The organism is Curtobacterium sp. ABR8, from assembly GCF_057812125.1.
In genome coordinates, this window is record NZ_CM173818.1 from 859025 (window position 1) to 879258 (window position 20234).

Genomic DNA, 20234 nt, shown 5'->3' on the forward strand with positions numbered 1-20234 from the left:
AGCGGAATCGTTCGTATTCGCTACACCGGTCGCTTCAGTGCGGCAAGCTGGAGTGCTTGCACGGAACGTCGTTGTTGTTCCGCGCGGTGGCGGCCGTTGGCGGGAGAGGGGTGTGGCGCCGCGATGACGGGTATGAGTCTGGGGTGCTCGTCCAGGGTGAGATGCCGCATGACTCCGTCAAGGGCAACGGTCCCGTAAGTGACGATGGCGTCGAGCACGGGGAGCGCCTCGAGCAAAGCTCCGAGGGCGCGTCGCCCCTCGTCGATGTCCGCAGGTCGTACGCGGCCGGGGACTTCCCAGGGGATGAGGTTCCAGCGGAGGTACTCGTTGCGTGCGAGTCCGGACTCGATGCGGGCTGCGCGGAACGCGGCCGCGGTCGGGCCCGGGTTGTCCTCGCTGCAGACCGCCGCGTGCGCGGCGGCAATGGTCTGCGGGCCGGGCGACTGCATGAGGACCAGCACGCGGCTTGATGTGCCGCCGGATCGTGGGTCGAAGCTCGGGACGAACCGTCGCGAGCCGTCCGGTGCGGTGCGCCATGTCTCGGCGAGGGCGTTCAGCGATCGAACGTCCGCGAGCTCGTCCGCGAGCTCCTCGGCGGTGCTCACGCCGGCTGTGGTGGTGCCAGGAGGGTGCCTCGGATGACGGAGCCGTGGAAGGTGCGGACGGCAACGGTGATCCACGCGGCGACGAGGCCGACGTAGTAGACAACTGCGAGGACGGCGACGACGGTGAGTCCGGAGTGCAGGGCCAGGCCGTTCAGGCCGGTGACGCAGGTCCCGACGGGGAACGTGAAGGACCACCAGGTCAGGCTGAACGGCAAGTGCTCTCGGGCAGTGCGGATGGTGATCGCGAGGGCGATGACGGTCCACAGCAGCGCGAAGCCGAGCATCGCGAACCCGTACACCAGCGCCACGACCAGCAGGGCATGCGCGGTACTCGCATCGACAACGGTGGGGGCGTTCGATGCGAGGAGGTTCACGGCGGTGATCGACTGTCCGACCGGCCCGAGGACGATCCACAGAGTCGGGACCATGCCCGCGGCGCCGACCTTGTGCTGCGCGAGACGGTTCCAGATCAGCGTGATCACCACCAGCGACGTGATGAGGCTGAGGCCGAAGAAGCCGTAGCAGGACCACAGCAGCGTCTCCCGCGCCTGCCCGGCGGGAGCGTACGGCAGCAGGAGCGCACCGGTGGAGGCGGACACCATCGGCGGGACGATCGGCATCAGCCAACCGCCGAACGCGGAGTCGGGCGTGTTCTCGTGGCGGGTGAACGCCAGGTACGGCACGAGCACTGCCGTGAGCAGTCCTCCGATGGTGCCGATGCTCCAGAGCACCCAGTCGACGGTGACGGCAGCCGGGAGGCCGATCCAGTCCTTGCCGAGCAGGATCGTTCCGGCACCAACGGTGAGGAACGCCATCGGCGGTGCCCCGTAGAAGTGGGAGATGACCGGGTGCAGGTGGTGCTTCGCTGCGGTGCTCCGGTAGCGGATCCAGTGCAGCACCGTCGCGATCGTGAGGGCGACGAGCAGGACCGCGGCGATCGCCCATACGACCGTCGCCGCAGTGCGCAGACCTGGGAACTGCAGCGGCAACGACGCAGCCGCGACGGCGACGATCCCGGTCCCCATGATCGATGCGAACCAGTTCGGGGTCAGGTTCGACACGATCAGCCCGGGCCGCTCCAACTCCCGGAACAACCGCCGTTCTTGCACACCATGCTCGGAACGTGCGGGTGCGGGTGCGGGTGCATGGGCGAGGTGAGCGGACATGCACCCAGCGTGCGCGTGTTTCCCATGGTTCGGGAACGGCGAACTCGTTGGCGGGGCACAATGTTTGCTTGTGGCACTGCGACGGCTGACCGACCGGACCCTGGACCTCGACACTCTCGAGGTCCTCGTCCGCGTCGCGGAAACCGGTTCGTTGACCCGCGCGGCCGAAGTGTTGGGGGTGACACAGCAGGCGGTGTCTGCGCGACTGCGTGCCGCGGAGCAGGCGATCGGTCAGCCGCTGGCGCACCGGAGAGCATCCGGGACAGCTTTGACCGACGCCGGCCGGGTGGTGCTCGGTCTGGCCGTTCCGGTGTTGGAGGCGTCGCAGCGGCTCGAAGCAGGACTTGTCGCGCTTCGAGAACCGGCAGGATCCCTCGTGGTCGCAGCGTCGCAGACGATCGCCGAACTCTTGCTGCCTGGATGGTTGCTCACCCACCGTGCTGCCGCGCCCGATGCGTCGGTCCGATTGATCGCGGGCAACTCCACCGCTGTGATCGACCTTGTTCGCTCCGGCGCTGCCGACGTCGGATTCACGGAGACCCCTGCTGCGCCACCTGACCTCTCCTCTCTGGTGGTCGACGAGGACGAACTCGTGGTTGTCGTCGCTCCGCACCATCCGTGGGCGCGGGCTTCGAGCATCACCGCGGATGACCTCGCGGAGACGCCGCTACTGCTCCGTGAGGAAGGGTCCGGCACCCGCGCCACGGTCGAGGCGTGGCTCGACGATGCGGGCCGCACCCTCGTTCCGCCAGCGGCGGTACTGGAGACGACGGGCATCATCCGCGCCAACGCTCGAGCGGGCATCGCTCCGGCGGTGATGAGTCTCCGCACCGTCGGCAGGGACCTCGCCGACGGTGCCCTCGTCCGAGTGCCGCTGCTCGGCCCGCCGCTGATCCGGTCGCTGCGTGCGATCTGGTCGGGCCACCCCGGGCCTGCTGTCACGGCGTTTTTGGACACCGCTCGCAGCTCGAGTGCCGGTGGTCAGATCAGTCCGTAGGGCAGATCCGGGTGCTGCTCGGCGATCTCGGTGAGCCGGTTGTACTTCGCGACCCGTTCGCCGCGGGCGGGTGCGCCGGACTTGATCTGCCCAGTGCCGGTCCCGACGACGAGGTCGGCGATGAACGTGTCCGTGGTCTCCCCGGAACGGTGCGACACCATGCTGGCCATCCCGATGCTGGTGGCGGTGGCGATCGCGCCGAGGGTCTGGGAGACGGTGCCGATCTGGTTCGGCTTGATCAGTGCCGCGTTCGTCAGGTGTTGCTCGCCGCCGTCGCGGATGCGTTGGGGGTCGGTGACGTAGAGGTCGTCGCCGACGTTCTGGATCCGGTCACCGAGCGCCGCCTGCATGCGGCGGAACCCGTCATAGTCGTCCTCAGCGCACCCGTCTTCGATGCTGCGGATCGGGTACGTGTCGATGAGCTGCCGGTAGTAGTCGACCAACCCGTCCCGGTCGAGGCTGTCGTCGAGCATCCGATACGAGCCGTCTCCGAGGGAGAACTCGTTCGCGGCTGGATCGAGGGCGATCGCCACCTGGTCGACGCCCGGCTCGTAGCCTGCGGCGCGGATCGCGGTGACCAGCAGGTCGAGCGCTTCCTCGGGTGCAGCGATTGATGGTGCGAAGCCGCCCTCGTCGCCGAGGCCGAGGCTACCGAACCGGTCCCGCACCAGGCCCGCGAGGGCGTGGTACACGTCCGCGCCGATGCGGACAGCGTCGGCCATCGATGAGGCGTTGACGGGGGCGATCATGAACTCCTGGAAGTCGAGCTTGTTCGCTGCGTGCGCGCCGCCGTTGAGAACGTTGAAGTGCGGGACCGGCATCCGCGGCGTCGAGCCGGTGATCTCGGCGATCCACTGCCAGAGCGGGAGGCCCGCGGCGTGTGCGAGCGCCCGGGATGCGGCGATGGAGGTTGCGACGACGCTGTTCGCGCCGAGCCGGCGGTACCCGGTGGTGCCGTCGAGTTCGGCGAGGGCGGCGTCGACCTGTCCGATTGCGGACCACGATCGCCCTGTGAGGAGGCCCGCAATGTCGGTGTTGATCAGGTGGAGCGCCTGGGTGATGTCGCGGCCGCCGAACGCTGTTCCGCCGTCGCGGAGCTCGATGGCTTCGTGGGCACCGGTGGATGCGCCCGCGGGGGCGTCGCCGGTGACGGTGCGGCCGTCGTCGAGTTCGAGCAGGACGCGGACGGTCGGGTAGCCGCGGGAGTCGAGGATGCGGGTGCTGTGGACGGCGTCGATGGTGACGGGGTGGTCGTGGTGGGTGACGTACTCGCCCTGGTGGGCTCCGTGGTGGTGGATGCCGCTGATGTAGTCGTTCATGGTGACGCTCCTTCTGGTCGGGTCATGCGTCGTGGTCGTGCGGATGGAAGGGAAAGCCGCGGGGAGGCGGAGGGGACGACCTGCTGGCGATCACTCAGCGCCAGTGCCTCCCCGCGGCGGTCAAGGGGCCCGTGGATCACGGGTGTCGGGTGTGGGCTTCCTGTGCGGTGCGGATAACGGCTTCGGCAGCAGGACGGTTGGCCCACCCGTTGGTGGTGACGTGCTTGCCGTGTTCGATCTCCTTGTAGTGGGAGAAGAAGTGCTCGATCTCGATGAGGGTGTGCTCCGGGACGTCGCTGATGTCCTGCAGGTCTTCGAACCGGTCGTCGCCGGCGGGGACGGCGAGGATCTTGTCGTCGCCGCCGTTCTCGTCGACCATGCGGAGCATCCCAACCGGGCGGACCGTGATGACGACGCCCGGGAACGTCGGTCGGGGCAGCAGCACGAGCGCGTCGAGGGGGTCGCCGTCCTCGCCGAGGGTGTTGTCGATGGAGCCGTAGTCCTGCGGGAACACCATGCTGGTGAACACGGCCCGGTCGAGCCGGATCCGGCCGGTGGTGTGGTCGACTTCGTACTTGTTGCCGCTGCCGCGGGGGATCTCGATCGTGACGTCGAACTGCATGGGGAGGTCCGTTTCAGGATGTGGGGTGGCGGTCACAGCAGACCGCCGAGGAGGATGCCGGCGGTCGCTGCGGCGACGGAGACGACGAGCATCCCGAGACCGTTGAGGGCGGCGGCGTTGATCCGGCCGCTGCGGGCGAGGCGAACGGTTTCGAAGCTGGCGGTGCTGAACGTGGTGTACCCGCCCATCACCCCGGTGCCAAGGACCGCAACCGGCACCGCACCGAGGTGGGTGACGGCGCCGACGATGATGCCGAGTAGCAGCGACCCGGTGATGTTGATCGTCAACGTCCCGACCGGGAGCCGGAACTGCCGGCCCGTGTTGATCAGGCCGTCGAGAAGGAACCGTCCGGCAGCGCCGACCCCACCACCGGCCGCGACGGCGAGGACCAGGAGCGGGCTCATGCGCGCACCTCCCGCGGACGGAACCAAGACACGACGACGAGCCCGCAGGCGGTCGCGATCGCACCAGACAAGACGGTCAGGAGCGCGTACCCGGTGCCGGCGAGGCCATGCCCGCCCAGGAACAGCGCGGCGGTGGACTCGGCGAGTGTGCTGTAGGTAGTGAACCCACCGAGGACCCCTGTGCCGAGGAGGAGCCGCAGGACGCGACGGCGGCCCTGGTCGGGTCCGCGGTGCGCGAGCGCTTCCAGGAGCACACCGAGCAGCAGTGCGCCGGTGATGTTGATCCAGAAGATCGACCAGCTCACCCCACCATCTGCGGGGAGGAGGCTGCTGATGACGTCGCGGAGCGCGGTGCCGACGGCACCGCCAACGGCGACGAGGCCGAGGTAGCGCCAGCGCAGGTGCACGGGCCGCGTGACCGGTCGCGGGTCGGAGACATCGACGTCGGGGTCGGATGGGAGCTGATCATCGAGTATCGGGGTGTCCGTTCGGGTGGTCATGTTCCGCCTTCTGCCGCGACGAGCGCCGCGGCGTGGTGTGATGCAGGGTCGAGGTACTTCCCGCCCCGCGGCTGCAACGAACCGGCGCCGTTCGGCCGGTACAGCAAGGGCTGCCCGGTGGGCAGGTTCAGCTCCGCCAGCTCCGCATCCGACAGGTCATCTATGCAGGCGCAGAGCGCCCGCAGCGAGTTCCCGTGCGCGACGACCAACACCGTCCGCCCCGCCGCCACCGCGGGTAGGAGCCGGTCGCGCAGCACTGGGCGGATGCGGGTGATGACGTCGGCGAATGATTGCGTTCGCCGGACCGCCGCCCGGCCAAGGCCCCGCAGGGCTGGGCTCCGCCGAAGGGTGAGCCATTGCCGGAGTGGCATCGGTGCTGGTCGGCCGTCTCGGGAACGGCGCAGCCGCAGGTACTCGGCGTCCCCAAGCGCAGCGAGGGATGCCGCCTTGGTCATCCCGGTGAGCGCGCCGAAGTTCCGCTCGTTCAACTCCCACACCGCGGTGGTCGGGATGTCCCGGCCGAGGACGTCGCTGACGAGGTCCGCGGTGTGGACGGCGCGCTGCAACGTCGACGTGAGGATCAGGTCCGGGATCACGTGGTGCGCGGCGAGAAGCCGGCCGGCTTGTCGGGCCTGCTCCTCGCCGCGGGAGGTGAGCGGTACGTCGACCAGGCCGGTGAAGGTCCCGGCCTGGTTCGTGGTGCTCTCACCGTGCCGAAGGAGCACCAGTGCACCCGTCATGACGCATCCCACGGAAGCGGGTCATCGAACCCCACCGGGTCCACGGGGACCACGAGAACGGGACGGTGCTGCTGATGCGCAAGCCGCGCCGCGACCAACCCGTTGAAGAACTCCGTGATCCGCCGCCGACCGGTCTGGGTACCGACCACGATCATCAACGCGTCGTGCTCTTCGGCGACCGCGGCCAGCGCGCGTGCGGGATCGCCGACCTTCGTCAGCACCGTGACTTCGGCTGAATGGACAGCGGCGATCTGCTCGATGACGGCCCGGTCAGTTTCGGGAAGATCCGCCGGCCCGGCGTCTGCCGAGTCCGGATCGATCGGCTCGATGATCTCGGACCCGTCCGCTCGATTCCCGGCTGACAGGAGCGCTGGGTCGACGGTCACGCACACAAGGGGAACCGTGAAGCGTTCAGCGATCTGCGCCGCGACCGTCACAACGTCACGCACCTGCCCGGCCCGCACGCCGACGACGACCGCGCCGGTCGGTACTGCTTGTCCCATGTCTTCTCCCTACCTCAGGCGCGCAGAAGCGCGACCAGCTGAGATAGGGACTGTTGTCGACGAGTGTCGAAGTTGGGTCCGGCAAGCCCCACTGCCGGGTCCGAAGACACCACCAGTATGCACCCGAATCGAATGCACCGCCGCGCCGATTTCCCGCCCCTTCCACCGCGCCGGATCGGCTATCGGACACCGGTGGGAGGGTCGGTCGGGGTCAGTCGTGCCGCAAGGGCCGCGGAGCCAGAGGCCTACAGTTCAGACGTGAGTGTTCGGAGCACGCGTGGCTGATCAGCTGACGCACGCGCTGCTCGGTGTAGTGCTGCTCCTTGGGGTCGCGTCTGCGGTGCTGGTCCTGGCGCGGGCGGAAGTGCCATGGGCGCCGGCCGTCGCGATCGTGCGTGGCGCGGCACAGCTGGCGGCGATCAGCCTGGTGCTGAGTGGAATCATCCGATCGCCGCTGCTGATCGGGGCGGCACTCCTAATGATGTTCTCCGTCGCTGTGGTGACTGCCGCGCGTCGACTCGGCAGCGTGTCCACGATGGCACTTCCGGTGGCGGTGTCCATGGCGTGCGGCGTCCTGGTGACCGGCAGCGTCGTCTTCGGCACGGGTGCGGTCGAGTTCAGCCCTCGGTACGCCCTCGCCATCGGTGGGATCGTGATCGGAAACGCGATGACGATTGCGACCATCAGCGGCCGGCGGTTCCGGGAGCTCGTGGCCGATCAGTGGGACGAGGTCGAGGGGTGGCTCGCGCTTGGAGCGTCACCTCGACGTGCGACGGAACGGCTGGTGCGTCGGGCGGTCAGCGCGGCGCTCGTGCCGACGGTAGATCAGACCAAGACGACCGGGTTGGTGACGTTGCCCGGCGCGTTTGTCGGAGCGGTGTTCGGCGGGTTGTCGCCGCTGGACGCCGGCCGGTTCCAGATCGTGGTGCTCGCCGCGATCATGGCCGCCGGATCGTGCACCGCGGTGTGCCTGACGCAGTGGTTGGCACCAGTCGCGACCAGGCCCACCACGTCAGCGCACTGACATGGGCTGAGGCTGAGACTTGGTCGTTCCTTGGTGTGCAGCGGCGAGGGTGGCCTCGGAGGTGGTTCCCCGTGGGCGTGTGGTTGGTGTGCGCAGTGGTCGTCGTGCTGCTGGTGATCGTCGGTTCGGTTGGAGCTGCTGTACTCGCAGTGGCCTCGGAAGCTGAGCGCGAGGGCCTCTTCGATGACTGAGCGGTGGCCTCAGACTGGTGTGCCGAGCCGGTATCCGACGCCGCGGATGGTGGTGATGAGGTCGCGGTCGGTCTTCCGGCGGATGTAGTGGACGTACGTGTCGACCGTGCCGAGCTGCTCGCCGTTGTCGAACACCGCGGACAGCAGATGCTGCCGGGTGAACGCGCGGGATGGTTCGCCCGCGAGCAGCCGGAGCAACGCGGTTTCCTTCTCGGTGAGCATCACCCGTCCCGCGTAGGGGGAGGTGATGCTGTGGTCCTCGGGGTAGAACGCCCACCCGCCGATCTCGACGCTGGTGCCGGTGCCGGTGTAGTCGCGGGTGAGCGCGCGGAGCCGGGCGGTGAGTTCGTCGAAGTCGAACGGCTTGACGAGGTAGTCGTTGGCGCCGGCGTCCAGCCCGGAGACACGGTCGTGGACCTCGCTAAGGGCGGTGAGCATCAGCACGGGGGTGCTGATGCGTCGCTGTCGGAGGGTCGCGATCACCGTGGTGCTGTCGATGCCCGGGAGTCGACGGTCGATGACCATGACGTCGAAGTACTCCGCGTCTGCGGTCTCGAGCGCGGATTCCCCGTCGGCGCAGAGCGTGACGGTCCACTGCTCGGCCAGCTCGTCCGCGACCAGCGGCCCGAGTCGGGGGTCGTCCTCGACGAGCAGCAGTCGCGGCATCATGCGCGGGCCTCCCGATCGTGTTCCGGTGCGCGGTCGTCTGTGATCGGGAGACGGAGTGCGAAGACCGTCCCGCTGCTATCGGTGTGCTCGACGACGACGACGGCGTCGCCGCCGGCTCTGACGGCGATGTCGCGGACCAACGCCAACCCGATGCCGTACCCCGTGCGGGTGCTGGTTGTCGTGGTCGCTTCGACGGGGGTGCCGTGAGCGAACCGGTCGAAGACCCGTGCTGGCTCGATACCGACCACGCCGGGGCCCTCGTCCGCGACGCGGATCGTCACGCGACCACCGTTAGTCACCGCGGTGATGTGAACGCTGCCACCGGCCCGGGTGTGGCCGATGGCGTTGTCGGACAAGGCAATCAGGCAGCGGTGCAGCTGGGTCTCCGACACCTGCACCACCGCGTCGACCGGGTCGACATCGAGGTGCACCTGCCGTTCAGTTGCGAGGACGTCCATGTCGCGGTGCACGGCTTCCATCGCGGCCCTCAGGTCAGCGGCGCCGTCCGAGCCACCCGACCCTGCAGCTGCTTCGAGGAGGTCGTTGACGATGTTGATCAAGATCTGCGTGTCGCCACGCAGCTCGTCGACGACCGGGCGCCGCCGATCGTGCGCCGGGGTCATGCGTTGCAGACGTTGCACGCGTGCATGGAGCACCGTCAACGGGGTGCGGAGCTCGTGGCTGGCGTCCGCGACGAAGGTGCGCTGCATCCGTGCCGCTTCCGCGATCGGCCGCACTGCTCGACGGGCGATGACCCATGCTGCGATGCCGGCGAGGATGATCGCGAGACCACCGACGCCGATGACCGCGATGCTCAGGTCGATGGTGTCGAGGTAGATGTGGATGTCGGTCGGCCCGGGGCGTTCGTGGAGCTGGTTCGGTGTCAGCTGCCACAACACGTACGTCACGACGAGGACGATGATCGCGATCACCAGCGCCGCTGACACGACCGCGACGCGGAGCGCGATCCCGACCACCGACCGTCGGTAGGTCAACCGGTCCGGGTCGGTCTCAGGACTCGACCGGAACGACCATCGAGCCAGCTTGTCTGCGACCGTTGACCGCCATCCTGCCGACATGAGACCCCTTCCGGACAAGCGACGCCGGAACGCGAGGGGGTGCGTTCCGGCGTCGCCGTGTTGGCTCGATCCTGCCTCACTCATGGCAACACCGGTGCACGGATCCTCACCGCCGCTGGTCAAGGAACGGCCAAGAAACCGATCTCCCCACCAGTCAGGCGTGATTCTTGGTGGAGTCTTGCGCGCCGCTTTCTACCGTCGGAGCATCGCCGGTCCCGCACACCGCGGCACGGCCCGTCCCGACGAGGAGAACGCCATGTCCCACTCGCCCGCAGCGCCGATGCCAACCCGGAGCCGCTCGAACAAGGTGCCTGATCCGACCGCGTCGTTCTGGATCATCAAGGTCCTCGCGACCACCGTCGGCGAGACCGCGGCGGACCTCCTCAGTGACACCGTCGGGCTCGGGCTGCCGTTGACGACGCTGATCATGGCGGTCGCGCTGGCCGTGTTCCTGGTGCTGCAGTTCAGGGCCCGCAGCTACCAGCCGCCGCTGTACTGGATCACGGTGGTGCTGATCAGCATCGTCGGGACCTGCGTCACCGACAACCTCACCGACGGCCTCGGCGTCCCCCTCGCCGTCAGCACCACCGTCTTCGGCGTCGCGCTGCTCGCCGTCTTCGCGATCTGGTACCGCACCGAGGGCACCCTGTCGATCCACAGCATCGACACTGTCCGCCGGGAGGCGTTCTACTGGCTCGCGATCCTGTTCACCTTCGCCCTCGGTACCGCCGCCGGCGACTTGATCGCTGAGCAGACCGGCCTGGGGTATTTACCGTCCCTGCTGCTGTTCGCCGGCGCCATCGCGGTCACCGCTGCGGTCTGGTTCATCGGCCGTCGCGGTCCTGTCCTGTGTTTCTGGATCGCATACATCCTCACCCGGCCCCTCGGCGCGTCCACCGGTGACCTGCTGTCCGCGTCCACGAAGGACGGCGGACTCGGGATCGGGACCATCACCACGAGCGTCGTGTTCTTCGTCGTCATCGCCGCGATCATCAGCTTCCTCGTGATCCGGCTCCGCCGCGAGGAACCCGCGCAGCGGAGCCGACTCACCGTCTGACCCCGTTCGCTGGTGCCGCCGTCGACTCGAACGGCGGCTGCACCAGCCCGTCCCGTGAAAGGCACCTCGTGCTCCACACCGTTCCGCTCGCAGTGAGCGTGTTCGACGCAGCCTCCGTGCTGCACGCGTTCGGCCCGTTCGTCCTCGCCGGGATCGCGCTGCTGATCTTCATCGAGTCCGGGGTCCTGTTCCCCTTCCTGCCCGGAGACTCGCTCCTCGTCACCGCAGCGATCATCAGCAGCACGCTCGGTGTGACACCGTGGCAGGTCGCCATCGTCGCCGCGATCGCCGCGATCGCCGGCGACCAGGTCGGCTACTGGATCGGGAAGCGCTTCGGGCGACGCCTGTTCAAGGACGACGCCCGCATCCTCACCACCGCTCGACTCGACGAAGCGGAGGCGTTCTTCACCAAGTGGGGCGGCCTCAGCCTGGTCCTCGGCCGGTTCGTCCCGATCGTCCGCACCTACGTCCCCCTCGCCGCCGGCACCGCGCAGATGCACTACCGCCGGTTCCTGCTCTTCAACCTCATCGGCGCGATCTCCTGGGCCTGCGGCCTGACCGTTGTCGGTGTGCTCCTCGGCGGCATCCCGCTCATCGCTCACAACATCGACGCGCTGATGATCGTCATCATCCTGGTCTCGATCCTCCCGATCGTCATCGGCGCACTCCGCCGCCACGTCGCTCGGAAGAACCGAGACACGTCCGCATCCGCGCCCGCATCCGCTGAGCGGACGGCTCGCGAGCAGTGAACACCACGCGAGGCGAGCTGAACCGGGTGCCGAAACCCACCGCATCGTTCTGGCTGATCAAGGTCCTCACCACCGGGATGGGTGAAGCACTCTCCGACTTCCTCGTCACACGCTTCGCCCCCGTCCCGACCGTGCTGATCACCGCGGTCCTCTTCGCGGTGATCCTCATCGTCCAGCTGCGGGCGGACCGATACCGGCCCTGGTTGTACTGGGGCACCGTTTCCATGGTGGGAGTCTTTGGCACGATGGTCGCCGACGTCACCCACGTCGCGCTCGGCGTCCCCTACGCGGTGTCGACGCCCGTGTTCCTCGCCGGGCTCGTCGCCGTCTTTGTCTTGTGGCGTCGCGTCGAGGGAACGGTCGACGTGCACACCATCACCAGCATCCCCCGGCAACTGTTCTACTGGGCCGCCGTGATCACCACGTTCGCAATGGGGACCGCCGCCGGAGACCTCGCCGCCAGCACCTTCCACCTCGGCTACCTCAGCGGCGGCCTCGTGTTCGTTGCCGCGATGATCGTCGTCGTCCTCGCACGGGCAACAGCGGTCCTCGGCCCTGTCACAGCGTTCTGGACCGCGTACGTCCTCACCCGACCGATCGGCGCATCCTTCGCCGACTACATCGCCGTCCCACACTCTCGAGGCGGCCTCGACGCGGGCACCGGACTCGTCAGCGCGGTCCTCCTCATTGCCATTGCCTTTACGGTGAGTTGGAAGAACTCGACGCAGCCAGCACCATCCGCCGGAACTGTCCGCTGATTCACCAGCTACCGGGACGCGGTCACGACACAAAGCGAAGGCAGAAGGACGACACAAAGCGAAGCTGCTCACATGACTGGTCCCGGGGATGTTCTCGATGAGGGCCCGGGATGCGAACGTAGGTGCGGCCTCCTACTGTCGCGGTCATGGGTCGTCGTCGTTCGGATCGTTGGTTGCCCGGCTCGCCGTTCTCGCTCAAGGAGGATGCCCGTGGCACGGAGATGCGCGAACTGCCGAAGTCGTTGCCGGTGCATGCGTGGTTCCAGTTGCCCGACCGCCTGATTCGTCGAAGTGACGCCCATGCGTACCGCCTGACTCGGGACGCCGTCTGGGTGGAAGCCGGTCGCGGCGAGACCAAGCTCGCCGCCTGGGTGTGGCGCAGTTCGGGGAAGCACCGACGGCAAGGTGATGTGACTTCCACCTAATCGATTGGTCTTCGTCAGCTGGGCAGGTTGTAGCGGAGGTCGTAGCTGGTGTCGGCGGCGAACAGCAGCCAGTTCCGTACTTCTTCGAGCGAGGCCGCGTCGTCGCCGCTGCGGGAGTCGGCTCGGGGGAGCGTGTGATGGCCAGACCGCAGATGCGCCAGTCGGCGCTGCTGCATCGGAGCGCACTCCTCGGGTAGACGATTGGCCCGCAGAGCGTGAACCTTCAGACGGGCGGCTGACAAGTGGCCCACGGTGACCTACCGCGGTCGGGCGCTGCTGGCGATCTCGCCGATGATGTCCATGTGGATGTCCTTGATGTCGTGTGGTTCGCGGCCACGTCTCTGTAGACACCGAACGGTCTCGACTCTGAGGAGTCGAGACCGTTCGGTACTTGACAGTTACAGCCCGACGCCGTAGCGGATAGCCACGTAGGCTGCAACCGCGAACTTCATCAAGTCGATGATCGCTCGCAGGTCAGGCGACACAGAGATCACGGATCGCGAGGGCTTCAAGATCCGCAACTCGACACGCCCAAGGCGCGCACGGATGTTGGCCAAAGTGGGCAGTTGGGGCCTAAACTGATAGCCATGAGGGGCGGGAGTTGACATGTTCCTGACTTTCGTGGTAAGGGCTGATTTCCGATCCGTGCCGGCAAGCTAGATCCGGAATGCAGTCCCGCTGGCGCCTCCAGTCGGAATCGACTGGAGGTTCTTGCGTTACGAGGCTCGAAACTGTGTTCGGCCTCAACTCGATCCTACGACGGACCACTGCCCTGCCGCACTTGTGTCTGATGGAAGTGTTACAGCCGTGTAGTTCTCCACAACGTCTTCCACAGTCTGAACAGTTCGGGTAATCCGGAACATCAAGCATCCACGGCCGACCACCGACTCTTCCCCACACCCGTGGACGCGCTCGATCCACAAGTGTGGAATCTTCGTCTCGGCGTGTCGGATCCACTCAAAGTCGCGTGTCGGACTTGTCTGCGGGCGCGCAGAAGTGAGACGGTGCTCGGTTGCTGACCGAGGAGCACTCCCCTGCGTCCTCGTCAGTTGGGCAGGTTGTGGCGGAGGTCGTAGTCGATGTCGGCGAGGAACTGCAGCCGGTTCCGCACCTCCTCGAGGGACGCTGTGTCGTCGGCGTTGCGGTAGTCGGCGCGGAGAATCGTGTTCGCGGTGATGATGTCGTCGGTGCGGTCCGTGTAGCCGGCGGCGGCCGCGGTGAGGAAGATCGCGGGGTCCGCTGGCCGGATGAGTTCGGTGCCGGCGAAGCCGATCGTGTCGGGTTCGAACCCGAGCGCGGCCATGTCAACTTCTTCCTCGGTGAACGCGACGAGCCGGTACGGCATCTCCCGTCTACTGATGGCGGGGTAGCCGGGCCGGGCGGAGATGGCGCGCCCGGAGATGCGACAGCCCGCACCTATGAGCCGTTCCGCCTGCTCGGCCAGCGGCAGGTCGGACGTCCATCGTGTCCTGACGCCGCCCGGTCCTGGATAGCAGGCGATAGCGAAGTCCACGAGGCCACCGACCTGCCGTGACTCCCACCCGATGTCCGTGCGGTGCACGCGCTTCCCGAGGCGTGCGAGCGCGTCATCTACCTGTCCGGCAGTGAGTCCGGCCTGCACGAGCTTGTCGAAGGTGGAGCCGTTGACGGCGAGCAGCCGTGCGACGGCGAAGGTGACGTAGATGGGGGCGGCGTCCTTCCATCGTTCCTTCGTCCCGAGGGCTTGTCTGCCGTCGATCCAGACGCGGCGCCGGTCGACGTCGACCAGCAGCACCGTCGCCGTCTGCTCCGCGAGCGCGATCTGCGTCGCAGTCACGGTCCGCGGGGCCAGCAGGAGCAGTTCCGCATCAGTCGGGTCGTCGTTGCGGGGGCGTTGGGTGAGGGTCGGGAAGCGTGCTCGGCGGCCGTCGGGGAGGCGGATTGTGTCGTGCGTCTCCACGACCGCGCGAAGCCCAGCGAGTTTCAGGACGGTGAGGGTGTCGGTGAGGTCGGTGGTGTCACCGAGCCCATACGGCATCGTGATCCGCGGCCGGCCGGCGTATGCGGCGGCGACCCATTCGAGCCTCAGTCCCATCAGCTTTGTTCTCCCGGGGTGTCGGGCCGGGTGATGGCGATCAGCCAGCGGGTTTCTTCGAGGAACGGTTCCCACCCGTCGCGGGTGTCCCCGTGTACTGGTTCGCAGATGTTGCCGGTGTCGGTGCTGCGGATGATGACCTGCCGCAGCTCGCTGCTAGGCGGGTCGCGGAAGAACACGTGCCCGTGCACCCCGGTGACGTCGTAGGAGACGTTGAGGAGGAACAGGTCCGGCCGGTTGGTCAAGGTCGCCACCGTCGTCCGCGGAACAGGGCGATGATCGTCGTCAGCGGTCGGCCTTCCCGCATCCAGTCGAGCGGGGTCAGGATCCGGTCGTCGACGGCGAGGAAGTCCAAGGGTGTGGTGATGAACTCCGTCATTGCTGCCGCGTCGAGGAGCGGCTGCGGGGCTGCCGCGTAGAGGACGTCAAGGCCTGGCAGCAGCGAGGACGGGTCGCCGAACTCGGGGAGGGCGGGCTTCACGAGTTGCCAGTCCGGGATGCGTTCTTCGCCATCGAGGTCGAAGCTCGTCAGCCGGCACGACTCGAACAGCTCCCCGACCTCGTCAATGCTGACCTGCAGGGCCGCAGCGACTTCGGGTTCGGTGAGGGTCGTGTTCAGGAGGTTCCGGCGGATTCGGGCCTGTGTGGTCTGCCACCAGTCCTCGGGAACGTCCGCCGGACCAACAGCACCGTGGTCGGGGGCACGGGGGATCTGTCTGCCTTCGTCGGCGTAGGCGCTGAGCTGCTCGCGGGTGACTTCACCGCGGGCGTACATCCACAGCTGCGACTGCCAGGGCATGTCGTCGGGGGACCCTTCCAAGTAGCCGGAGTGGATCACCGCCCGAACGGCTTTCTCCCGCTTCGCGATCTCGGAGGCGGGGATGAGGAGGGTCTGCACGATACGGTTCGCTTCCCGCACCGCCGGCACCGTCAGGTCCGACAGGACCGTGTTGGTCCTGTCGTAGAGCTCATACCCCGGCTCGACATCCACGGCGCGGACAAGGATCTGCGCCAGGTGTGCGTCCGGGTTCTCGGTGTCCTCGAGGAGGACATGCCCCGAGAGGATCCGGTCGTTCGAGAGATGCAGGGACACCAGATGCATCATCAGCAACTACCTCCAAAGGGACGGGCGTGAGCAGAGCGGATCAGGGCTGGGGGAAGTCGGCGGGAGTGCGGCCGATGCGTTCGGGCGTGTAGCGGAGGAGGAACCGCATGATGCGTTCCGCCTCGACCATCGCCGGGACCGAACGATCCTGCCCGTCCGGGTCCACGTTGGTGAGCCGGAACCAGGGCGGTTCATCCGTGTGGTCCACCAGGACCGCGGCGGGATTGTCGTCCGGGTGGGTGGGGTCGGTGAACATGACGGAGCCGAAGAATCGGGTGTCGTCGTACGCCAACGTCAGTGACAGCAGTTGCAGCATCAGCCCTCCCTGCCCTCACCGCTGCCGGGGTGCCAGCGAAGGTCATGGGCAAGGTCCGACTTGAAGTGCAGCAGCTGCCGCAGCCCGTTCACCGCATCCGTGTTCGCGGCCACCCAGCTGTCTTCGTAGAGAACGTGCGCGGTGATGAAGTCGTCCGCGCAGCACCCCTCAGCGCCGGTCAGGACGGTGGTGTCCTGCGGGATGACGACCGACACTGTCGCCTCATTCATAGTGGCGGGCTCGTAGCCGAGCGCCTGCATGTCGGGATGCTCGGCGAAGAACGCGGTCAATCGGTCTGGCGGGACGAGTACGCCGGACTGCTGCGCCGCCCACCGGTCCGACATCACCCCACCCAACGCAATCAGCTGGTCCGCCTGCTCGTCGATGGTGGTGTCGCGGCGCCAGCAGGTCCGGATTCCACCGACACCGGGGTAGGCCGCCAGCGCCCAATCGCACAGGGCGGCGCGATCGGCTGCTTCCCACCCGATCGGCGTGAAGAACACGTGTGTCCCGAGAGCAGGCATCGCGGCACGCACAACATCAAGTGGAATGCCGATGCGGTCCGCGATTGACTGAGAACCCCCGCCGTGGATGGCGATGGCGCGGGCGATCGCGAACACGGTCCGCCACCCTGGGGTCGCTTCCCGTTGCATCGACGTGCCGGACAGCTGCCGCCCGTCAGCCCACACCCGCCCGCGTTTCCCGTTCACGACCACCAGGTCGGGGTATCGGCGCACCAGTGACAGCACCCCGCCCTCGGACCCGCCGGGCAGGAGGATCACATCATCCACCCGGCCCTCGCCGCCGTCGCCGTCGGTGACGGTGGTGGTCGGGTCCGGGGTGGCGAGAAGCGCCGTGCGGCCGTCGTCGAATCGGAGCCGGTCGAACGTCTCCACGCGTGCGGTCAGCCCGGCAGCAGCGAGGGCGGTGAGGGTCTCGGTGATGTCGATCGTGTAGCCAAGCCCGAACGGCAGCGACAGCATCGACTGCTCATGCCGGATGGTCCGCACCCACTGCCGGTCAGACATCAGCCGCACCAGCCGCTTCAGGACCACGCCCCACCGCACGAAGCTTCGACAGTGCGTCCATCACTTGAGTCGCTGCCTCACGCAGCGGGTCCGCAGGATCCGACAATGGTGTTCCGTTCAGGAGCGTGAACACCCACCCGTCTTCGCTGGTGCGGACGTTGACGGTCCGCTGCAGGATCTTCGGCCCGGTGGAGTTCGTGAACGTCATTCCGGCCAACGTCGGCCAGATCCCGGCGTCGAACTGCGCCGACAACGACAGCAGCCGCAACGGCACCGGCTCGAATCGCAGCGCCGCCCCACGCTCAGGCATCGCCAGCCAACCGTGGGTCGTCTTCGGAGAGCCGCTCGAGCCCGAGCCCTGATGCGTCGAGGATGGCGTTCTCTGACTCTTCGGTGGCTACGAACGACCCGATTTGCGCGTTGATCGCGACAAGAGTCCCGATCCGACTCCGCGCGTCCAACACGACCGCGGCGACCTCCTCAGCCGTGCAGTCAGACGTGAGCTCCGGCTTCGATGGGTGCAGGGCAGGGAACTCGAGTTGCTGCACCGGCGGGTGCCACTTCACACCGATGCGCAGCACACGGCCGTCGGTGTCGTTGCGGTAGAACATCGACCCGAACGGGTGCCCCATGTCGAGCGTGAGGTCCGCACCGTACAGCGTCCAACCCTTGGCCGCGTAAGCGGGATCCCAACGCTGGACGGTGAGAGCACCGAGCCCCATCTTCAGGCCCGGGATCAGCGCCTGGCCGTCCTGCAGTTCGGCGTAGAGGGCCTGGAGGTTCGGGGGACTCTGGTCGCGCAGGTCCGATAACGGGATGCGCGCCATGCCACGAATCGCGGCGAGCTGCTGACGCTGCTTCGCGGTCAGCGCCGTCTCGTCGGGGCTGCCATTCACGAAGCAGACCCGTCACCGGTCTCGGCAGTCCTCTCGGGACGCCCGGTCGGACTGGTGATGGCACTCCTGGTGTGACTCGCGATGCGACGCATGTTGCGCACGCTACGAGGCCCGCGCCACTCATGGGGCCGTTCGAACGGCGCCGAGTCCACCAGCAGGAAAACCCGTCGCCGCCACGCGCTTCAGCGACTCCTGAGTCCCAGTCCGAACTCCCAGCCCGGACTCCCCACTCCGGGGGTCAGAAAACGCCGAACAGGCAACATTCTGGCCCACGAACGAGGGGCAAAACGGCTCTTAGAGTCCCAAATCAGGTCCGCGAACAGTGTCGGCGCCCCGCTCGCAAGCACGAGCTCGCATAGGGGTGGCGCAAGCGAGCAACCGCCTCGCTCCGACCTGAAGGACACCACCATGGACCGCAACCTCACCATCAGCAACACCCCCATCACGACCTGCACGCAGGCGACGCACCACATCCACAGCGTCGAGGAGCTGCAGCAGCTGCGCATCGCCCTCCGCCGAGCCGGCCGCCGAGGCCGGCAGGAGTTCACCTGCCCGATGATCCGTGCCTGGCGCCGCCAGTTCGTCGACACCTACGCGGTGGACGCCACGTTCACCCCGACCGATGCGTCGCAGTCGGACAAGACGGAGCTGCACCGCAGCCGCGTGCTGGAGGCCGACATCCAGGTCAGCAACGTCCTGGTGCGCTGGCACTGCGACGGATGGCCCGTCGCCACGCCCCGCACCGTGGGGGAGACCAACCTGGACGGAGATGCGCTGCAGCCGGCCCCGACGCCCGCGCCGAACGACCCGAACTGCTTCGGGTACGCGCACCGTGTCCCCGCCGCGATGCTCCCGCCCACCCGCAAGTACGACCACCTCGAGGGTGCCCAGCGGCGCTCCACGCGGAACCTCATCGAGCAGCAGAACGCCGACCAGCAGAGCGTTGACCACTGGGCCACGGACGCGTCTACGCCGCGTCAGTGGAGCTACCTGCCGGGTGTCAGCCAGCGCGTCCAGCTCGACGCGACCCCGTCGCACGCTGCGGACAACCCGACCGGCTCCCGCGAGTCGAACTACAAGCCCGGCTGGTACGACCAGCGACCGGCGACGGCGTTCCGACACGCGCCCTGGGTCATCGAGCTGATCATCATGAAGCGCGACGCGTCCGAGTCTGAGCCGAGCCTCCTCGACCCTGACCTCCTCGACTGAGCCTGTCGCCAGCGACGACCGCCTGCGGTAACGGTGTGGCCGCTGTCGGCCAGCCGCGCCGGGCCGTCGAAGCGCCGCTCACCATTGGTGAGCGGCGCTTCGTCATGCCGGCGAAGCGTTACGGCCCGGTCCTGGTTCCTCCAGCTGAGAGTGCAAGATTGAAAGGAGGAGACGTCTGCTCTTGTGGTGATCCTCCAGCTGCTGCACCGACCTCGGTTCCAATGGCGGTGAGATCGACCAGAGATCGCCAGCTTGCGACGTCCCGCGTCGAGCGCACTCAGTTGAAGGATCCACCCGCGGCCGGCAGGTCGCTGCCCATCACCCTGACGCAGCATCTCGCTGACATGCTGTGGCTCACCGGCACCACGAGCCCCCGGATCCTCCGGGAGCAGCGAGACCGCTTCGAGAGCGACCCCGCCCTACCTGACCCAAACGACCCGATCTTCGCCCAGTCGTCTATGCGCTGGTGCCGCACCGCCGCCGACGCGGTCCTCCTCCTCGCCTACGAGCAAGCCGCAGGTCATACCGCGACCATGCTCTGGGATCTCGACCAAGACGAGCGCGTCGTCCTCAGCACCCGCGTCCACGAGTAACCGCCAACGACGGACCGGGAAAGGCTGCGCCTCGAACCGTCCCACGCTCGATGAACCCGATTGCCGGTGTGGGCGCGCTGGACCCTGTGCATGCGGCCACTGTCCGGTTGACCGAATGAGCGTTATCGGCGCTCTAGCTTTGTAGAGTCGGCCGAATCGCGATCCCCTGGATCGCCCTCGCAGAACGTCACATGCCACAGGTATG

The 20234-nt window shown here is 67.6% G+C and carries 26 protein-coding genes; 8 read left to right on the forward strand and 18 right to left on the reverse strand.

Annotation, left to right across the window (positions count from 1 at the left end):
- Nucleotides 1-20: 20 nt before the first annotated feature.
- Nucleotides 21-605, reverse strand: coding sequence for a uracil-DNA glycosylase family protein (locus ACXKZB_RS04255; protein ID WP_079238225.1), 585 nt, complete (start codon nt 603-605; stop codon nt 21-23).
- Nucleotides 602-1699, reverse strand: coding sequence for a TDT family transporter (locus ACXKZB_RS04260; RefSeq protein WP_254700853.1), 1098 nt, complete (start codon nt 1697-1699; stop codon nt 602-604). The genes ACXKZB_RS04255 and ACXKZB_RS04260 overlap by 4 nt, the downstream gene beginning before the upstream one ends.
- A gap of 142 nt (nt 1700-1841) precedes the next feature.
- On the opposite strand from ACXKZB_RS04260, the gene ACXKZB_RS04265 reads away from it, so the two are divergent.
- Nucleotides 1842-2768: a LysR family transcriptional regulator gene (locus ACXKZB_RS04265; protein WP_134194760.1), complete on the forward strand. Its 927-nt coding sequence runs from the start codon at nt 1842-1844 to the stop codon at nt 2766-2768.
- Here the strand turns inward: ACXKZB_RS04265 and eno are convergent.
- The 6 genes from eno to ACXKZB_RS04295 all read right to left on the reverse strand — a co-directional run bounded on the left by eno (nt 2753) and on the right by ACXKZB_RS04295 (nt 6856).
- The gene (eno, locus tag ACXKZB_RS04270; protein ID WP_079238228.1) at nt 2753-4087 is read right to left on the reverse strand and encodes a phosphopyruvate hydratase; all 1335 of its coding nucleotides are present in this window, start codon (nt 4085-4087) and stop codon (nt 2753-2755) included. The genes ACXKZB_RS04265 and eno overlap by 16 nt on opposite strands.
- A gap of 136 nt (nt 4088-4223) precedes the next feature.
- A complete protein-coding gene (locus tag ACXKZB_RS04275; RefSeq protein WP_488824808.1) occupies nt 4224-4709 on the reverse strand; it encodes an inorganic diphosphatase in 486 nt (161 codons plus the stop codon).
- Nucleotides 4710-4741: 32 nt separating this feature from the next.
- Nucleotides 4742-5113 carry a fluoride efflux transporter FluC gene (locus ACXKZB_RS04280; protein ID WP_488824809.1) on the reverse strand — a complete coding sequence of 124 codons (372 nt, stop codon included), beginning with the start codon at nt 5111-5113 and terminating at the stop codon, nt 4742-4744.
- Nucleotides 5110-5613, reverse strand: coding sequence for a CrcB family protein (locus ACXKZB_RS04285; protein WP_488824810.1), 504 nt, complete (start codon nt 5611-5613; stop codon nt 5110-5112). The genes ACXKZB_RS04280 and ACXKZB_RS04285 overlap by 4 nt, the downstream gene beginning before the upstream one ends.
- Nucleotides 5610-6353 (reverse strand): 2,3-bisphosphoglycerate-dependent phosphoglycerate mutase, encoded by a 744-nt coding sequence (locus ACXKZB_RS04290; RefSeq protein WP_488824811.1) that lies wholly within the window; start codon nt 6351-6353, stop codon nt 5610-5612. The genes ACXKZB_RS04285 and ACXKZB_RS04290 overlap by 4 nt, the downstream gene beginning before the upstream one ends.
- Nucleotides 6350-6856, reverse strand: coding sequence for a universal stress protein (locus ACXKZB_RS04295; RefSeq protein WP_488824812.1), 507 nt, complete (start codon nt 6854-6856; stop codon nt 6350-6352). The genes ACXKZB_RS04290 and ACXKZB_RS04295 overlap by 4 nt, the downstream gene beginning before the upstream one ends.
- 277 nt (nt 6857-7133) lie before the next feature.
- Here ACXKZB_RS04295 and ACXKZB_RS04300 point away from each other — a divergent pair, with 277 nt between their 5' ends.
- Nucleotides 7134-7880, forward strand: coding sequence for an ABC transporter permease (locus tag ACXKZB_RS04300; protein ID WP_079238233.1), 747 nt, complete (start codon nt 7134-7136; stop codon nt 7878-7880).
- Between the two features lie 200 nt (nt 7881-8080).
- Here ACXKZB_RS04300 and ACXKZB_RS04305 read toward each other — a convergent pair whose 3' ends face one another.
- Entirely contained in the window at nt 8081-8740 is a 660-nt protein-coding gene (locus ACXKZB_RS04305) for a response regulator transcription factor (protein ID WP_079238234.1), read from the reverse strand.
- Nucleotides 8737-9717 carry a sensor histidine kinase gene (locus ACXKZB_RS04310; protein ID WP_158521906.1) on the reverse strand — a complete coding sequence of 327 codons (981 nt, stop codon included), beginning with the start codon at nt 9715-9717 and terminating at the stop codon, nt 8737-8739. Before ACXKZB_RS04310 ends, ACXKZB_RS04305 begins: the two co-directional genes overlap by 4 nt.
- A 358-nt stretch (nt 9718-10075) precedes the next feature.
- Between ACXKZB_RS04310 and ACXKZB_RS04315 the strand changes: the two genes are divergently transcribed.
- The 4 genes from ACXKZB_RS04315 to ACXKZB_RS04330 all read left to right on the forward strand — a co-directional run bounded on the left by ACXKZB_RS04315 (nt 10076) and on the right by ACXKZB_RS04330 (nt 12808).
- Nucleotides 10076-10876, forward strand: a complete 801-nt coding sequence (locus ACXKZB_RS04315) for a COG4705 family protein (RefSeq protein WP_488824813.1) — start codon at nt 10076-10078, stop codon at nt 10874-10876.
- A 92-nt stretch (nt 10877-10968) separates the two neighbouring features.
- Nucleotides 10969-11625, forward strand: coding sequence for a DedA family protein (locus tag ACXKZB_RS04320; RefSeq protein WP_488824814.1), 657 nt, complete (start codon nt 10969-10971; stop codon nt 11623-11625).
- Nucleotides 11622-12383, forward strand: a complete 762-nt coding sequence (locus tag ACXKZB_RS04325) for a COG4705 family protein (protein ID WP_255252556.1) — start codon at nt 11622-11624, stop codon at nt 12381-12383. The genes ACXKZB_RS04320 and ACXKZB_RS04325 overlap by 4 nt, the downstream gene beginning before the upstream one ends.
- A gap of 146 nt (nt 12384-12529) precedes the next feature.
- The gene (locus ACXKZB_RS04330) at nt 12530-12808 is read left to right on the forward strand and encodes a hypothetical protein (protein ID WP_488824815.1); all 279 of its coding nucleotides are present in this window, start codon (nt 12530-12532) and stop codon (nt 12806-12808) included.
- A gap of 14 nt (nt 12809-12822) precedes the next feature.
- Here ACXKZB_RS04330 and ACXKZB_RS04335 read toward each other — a convergent pair whose 3' ends face one another.
- The 8 genes from ACXKZB_RS04335 to ACXKZB_RS04370 form a co-directional block, all read right to left on the reverse strand.
- Nucleotides 12823-12984, reverse strand: a complete 162-nt coding sequence (locus ACXKZB_RS04335; protein ID WP_158521907.1) for a hypothetical protein — start codon at nt 12982-12984, stop codon at nt 12823-12825.
- An 869-nt stretch (nt 12985-13853) separates the two neighbouring features.
- A complete protein-coding gene (locus tag ACXKZB_RS04340) occupies nt 13854-14882 on the reverse strand; it encodes a hypothetical protein (RefSeq protein WP_488824816.1) in 1029 nt (342 codons plus the stop codon).
- On the reverse strand, nt 14882-15127 hold the full coding sequence (locus ACXKZB_RS04345) for a hypothetical protein (RefSeq protein ID WP_141399070.1): 246 nt from the start codon (nt 15125-15127) through the stop codon (nt 14882-14884). The genes ACXKZB_RS04340 and ACXKZB_RS04345 overlap by 1 nt, the downstream gene beginning before the upstream one ends.
- A complete protein-coding gene (locus tag ACXKZB_RS04350; RefSeq protein WP_079238240.1) occupies nt 15124-15987 on the reverse strand; it encodes an antitoxin VbhA family protein in 864 nt (287 codons plus the stop codon). The genes ACXKZB_RS04345 and ACXKZB_RS04350 overlap by 4 nt, the downstream gene beginning before the upstream one ends.
- A 40-nt stretch (nt 15988-16027) precedes the next feature.
- Nucleotides 16028-16303 (reverse strand): hypothetical protein, encoded by a 276-nt coding sequence (locus ACXKZB_RS04355; protein WP_071295108.1) that lies wholly within the window; start codon nt 16301-16303, stop codon nt 16028-16030.
- Nucleotides 16303-17358, reverse strand: a complete 1056-nt coding sequence (locus ACXKZB_RS04360) for a hypothetical protein (protein ID WP_079238241.1) — start codon at nt 17356-17358, stop codon at nt 16303-16305. Before ACXKZB_RS04360 ends, ACXKZB_RS04355 begins: the two co-directional genes overlap by 1 nt.
- Nucleotides 17324-17641 (reverse strand): hypothetical protein, encoded by a 318-nt coding sequence (locus ACXKZB_RS04365; RefSeq protein ID WP_058741009.1) that lies wholly within the window; start codon nt 17639-17641, stop codon nt 17324-17326. The genes ACXKZB_RS04360 and ACXKZB_RS04365 overlap by 35 nt, the downstream gene beginning before the upstream one ends.
- On the reverse strand, nt 17634-18227 hold the full coding sequence (locus tag ACXKZB_RS04370) for a hypothetical protein (RefSeq protein WP_079238242.1): 594 nt from the start codon (nt 18225-18227) through the stop codon (nt 17634-17636). Before ACXKZB_RS04370 ends, ACXKZB_RS04365 begins: the two co-directional genes overlap by 8 nt.
- A 408-nt stretch (nt 18228-18635) precedes the next feature.
- On the opposite strand from ACXKZB_RS04370, the gene ACXKZB_RS04375 reads away from it, so the two are divergent.
- Together ACXKZB_RS04375 and ACXKZB_RS04380 are read left to right on the forward strand one after the other, a co-directional pair.
- The gene (locus tag ACXKZB_RS04375; RefSeq protein ID WP_182517024.1) at nt 18636-19436 is read left to right on the forward strand and encodes a hypothetical protein; all 801 of its coding nucleotides are present in this window, start codon (nt 18636-18638) and stop codon (nt 19434-19436) included.
- Between the two features lie 35 nt (nt 19437-19471).
- Nucleotides 19472-20029, forward strand: coding sequence for a hypothetical protein (locus tag ACXKZB_RS04380; protein ID WP_488824817.1), 558 nt, complete (start codon nt 19472-19474; stop codon nt 20027-20029).
- Nucleotides 20030-20234 lie beyond the last annotated feature (205 nt).

Bases quoted from the DNA above. Each gene is read 5' to 3' on its own strand.
- ACXKZB_RS04365 (WP_058741009.1), bottom strand. From the start codon at position 17,641: ATGCCTGAGCGTGGGGCGGCGCTGCGATTCGAGCCGGTGCCGTTGCGG.
- ACXKZB_RS04330 (WP_488824815.1), top strand. From the start codon at position 12,530: ATGGGTCGTCGTCGTTCGGATCGTTGGTTGCCCGGCTCGCCGTTCTCG.
- ACXKZB_RS04305 (WP_079238234.1), bottom strand. From the start codon at position 8,740: ATGATGCCGCGACTGCTGCTCGTCGAGGACGACCCCCGACTCGGGCCG.
- eno (WP_079238228.1), bottom strand. From the start codon at position 4,087: ATGAACGACTACATCAGCGGCATCCACCACCACGGAGCCCACCAGGGC.
- ACXKZB_RS04295 (WP_488824812.1), bottom strand. From the start codon at position 6,856: ATGGGACAAGCAGTACCGACCGGCGCGGTCGTCGTCGGCGTGCGGGCC.
- ACXKZB_RS04290 (WP_488824811.1), bottom strand. From the start codon at position 6,353: ATGACGGGTGCACTGGTGCTCCTTCGGCACGGTGAGAGCACCACGAAC.
- ACXKZB_RS04280 (WP_488824809.1), bottom strand. From the start codon at position 5,113: ATGAGCCCGCTCCTGGTCCTCGCCGTCGCGGCCGGTGGTGGGGTCGGC.
- ACXKZB_RS04350 (WP_079238240.1), bottom strand. From the start codon at position 15,987: ATGATGCATCTGGTGTCCCTGCATCTCTCGAACGACCGGATCCTCTCG.
- ACXKZB_RS04340 (WP_488824816.1), bottom strand. From the start codon at position 14,882: ATGGGACTGAGGCTCGAATGGGTCGCCGCCGCATACGCCGGCCGGCCG.
- ACXKZB_RS04315 (WP_488824813.1), top strand. From the start codon at position 10,076: ATGTCCCACTCGCCCGCAGCGCCGATGCCAACCCGGAGCCGCTCGAAC.
- ACXKZB_RS04375 (WP_182517024.1), top strand. From the start codon at position 18,636: ATGGACCGCAACCTCACCATCAGCAACACCCCCATCACGACCTGCACG.
- ACXKZB_RS04285 (WP_488824810.1), bottom strand. From the start codon at position 5,613: ATGACCACCCGAACGGACACCCCGATACTCGATGATCAGCTCCCATCC.
- ACXKZB_RS04275 (WP_488824808.1), bottom strand. From the start codon at position 4,709: ATGCAGTTCGACGTCACGATCGAGATCCCCCGCGGCAGCGGCAACAAG.
- ACXKZB_RS04355 (WP_071295108.1), bottom strand. From the start codon at position 16,303: ATGCTGCAACTGCTGTCACTGACGTTGGCGTACGACGACACCCGATTC.
- ACXKZB_RS04335 (WP_158521907.1), bottom strand. From the start codon at position 12,984: ATGCAGCAGCGCCGACTGGCGCATCTGCGGTCTGGCCATCACACGCTC.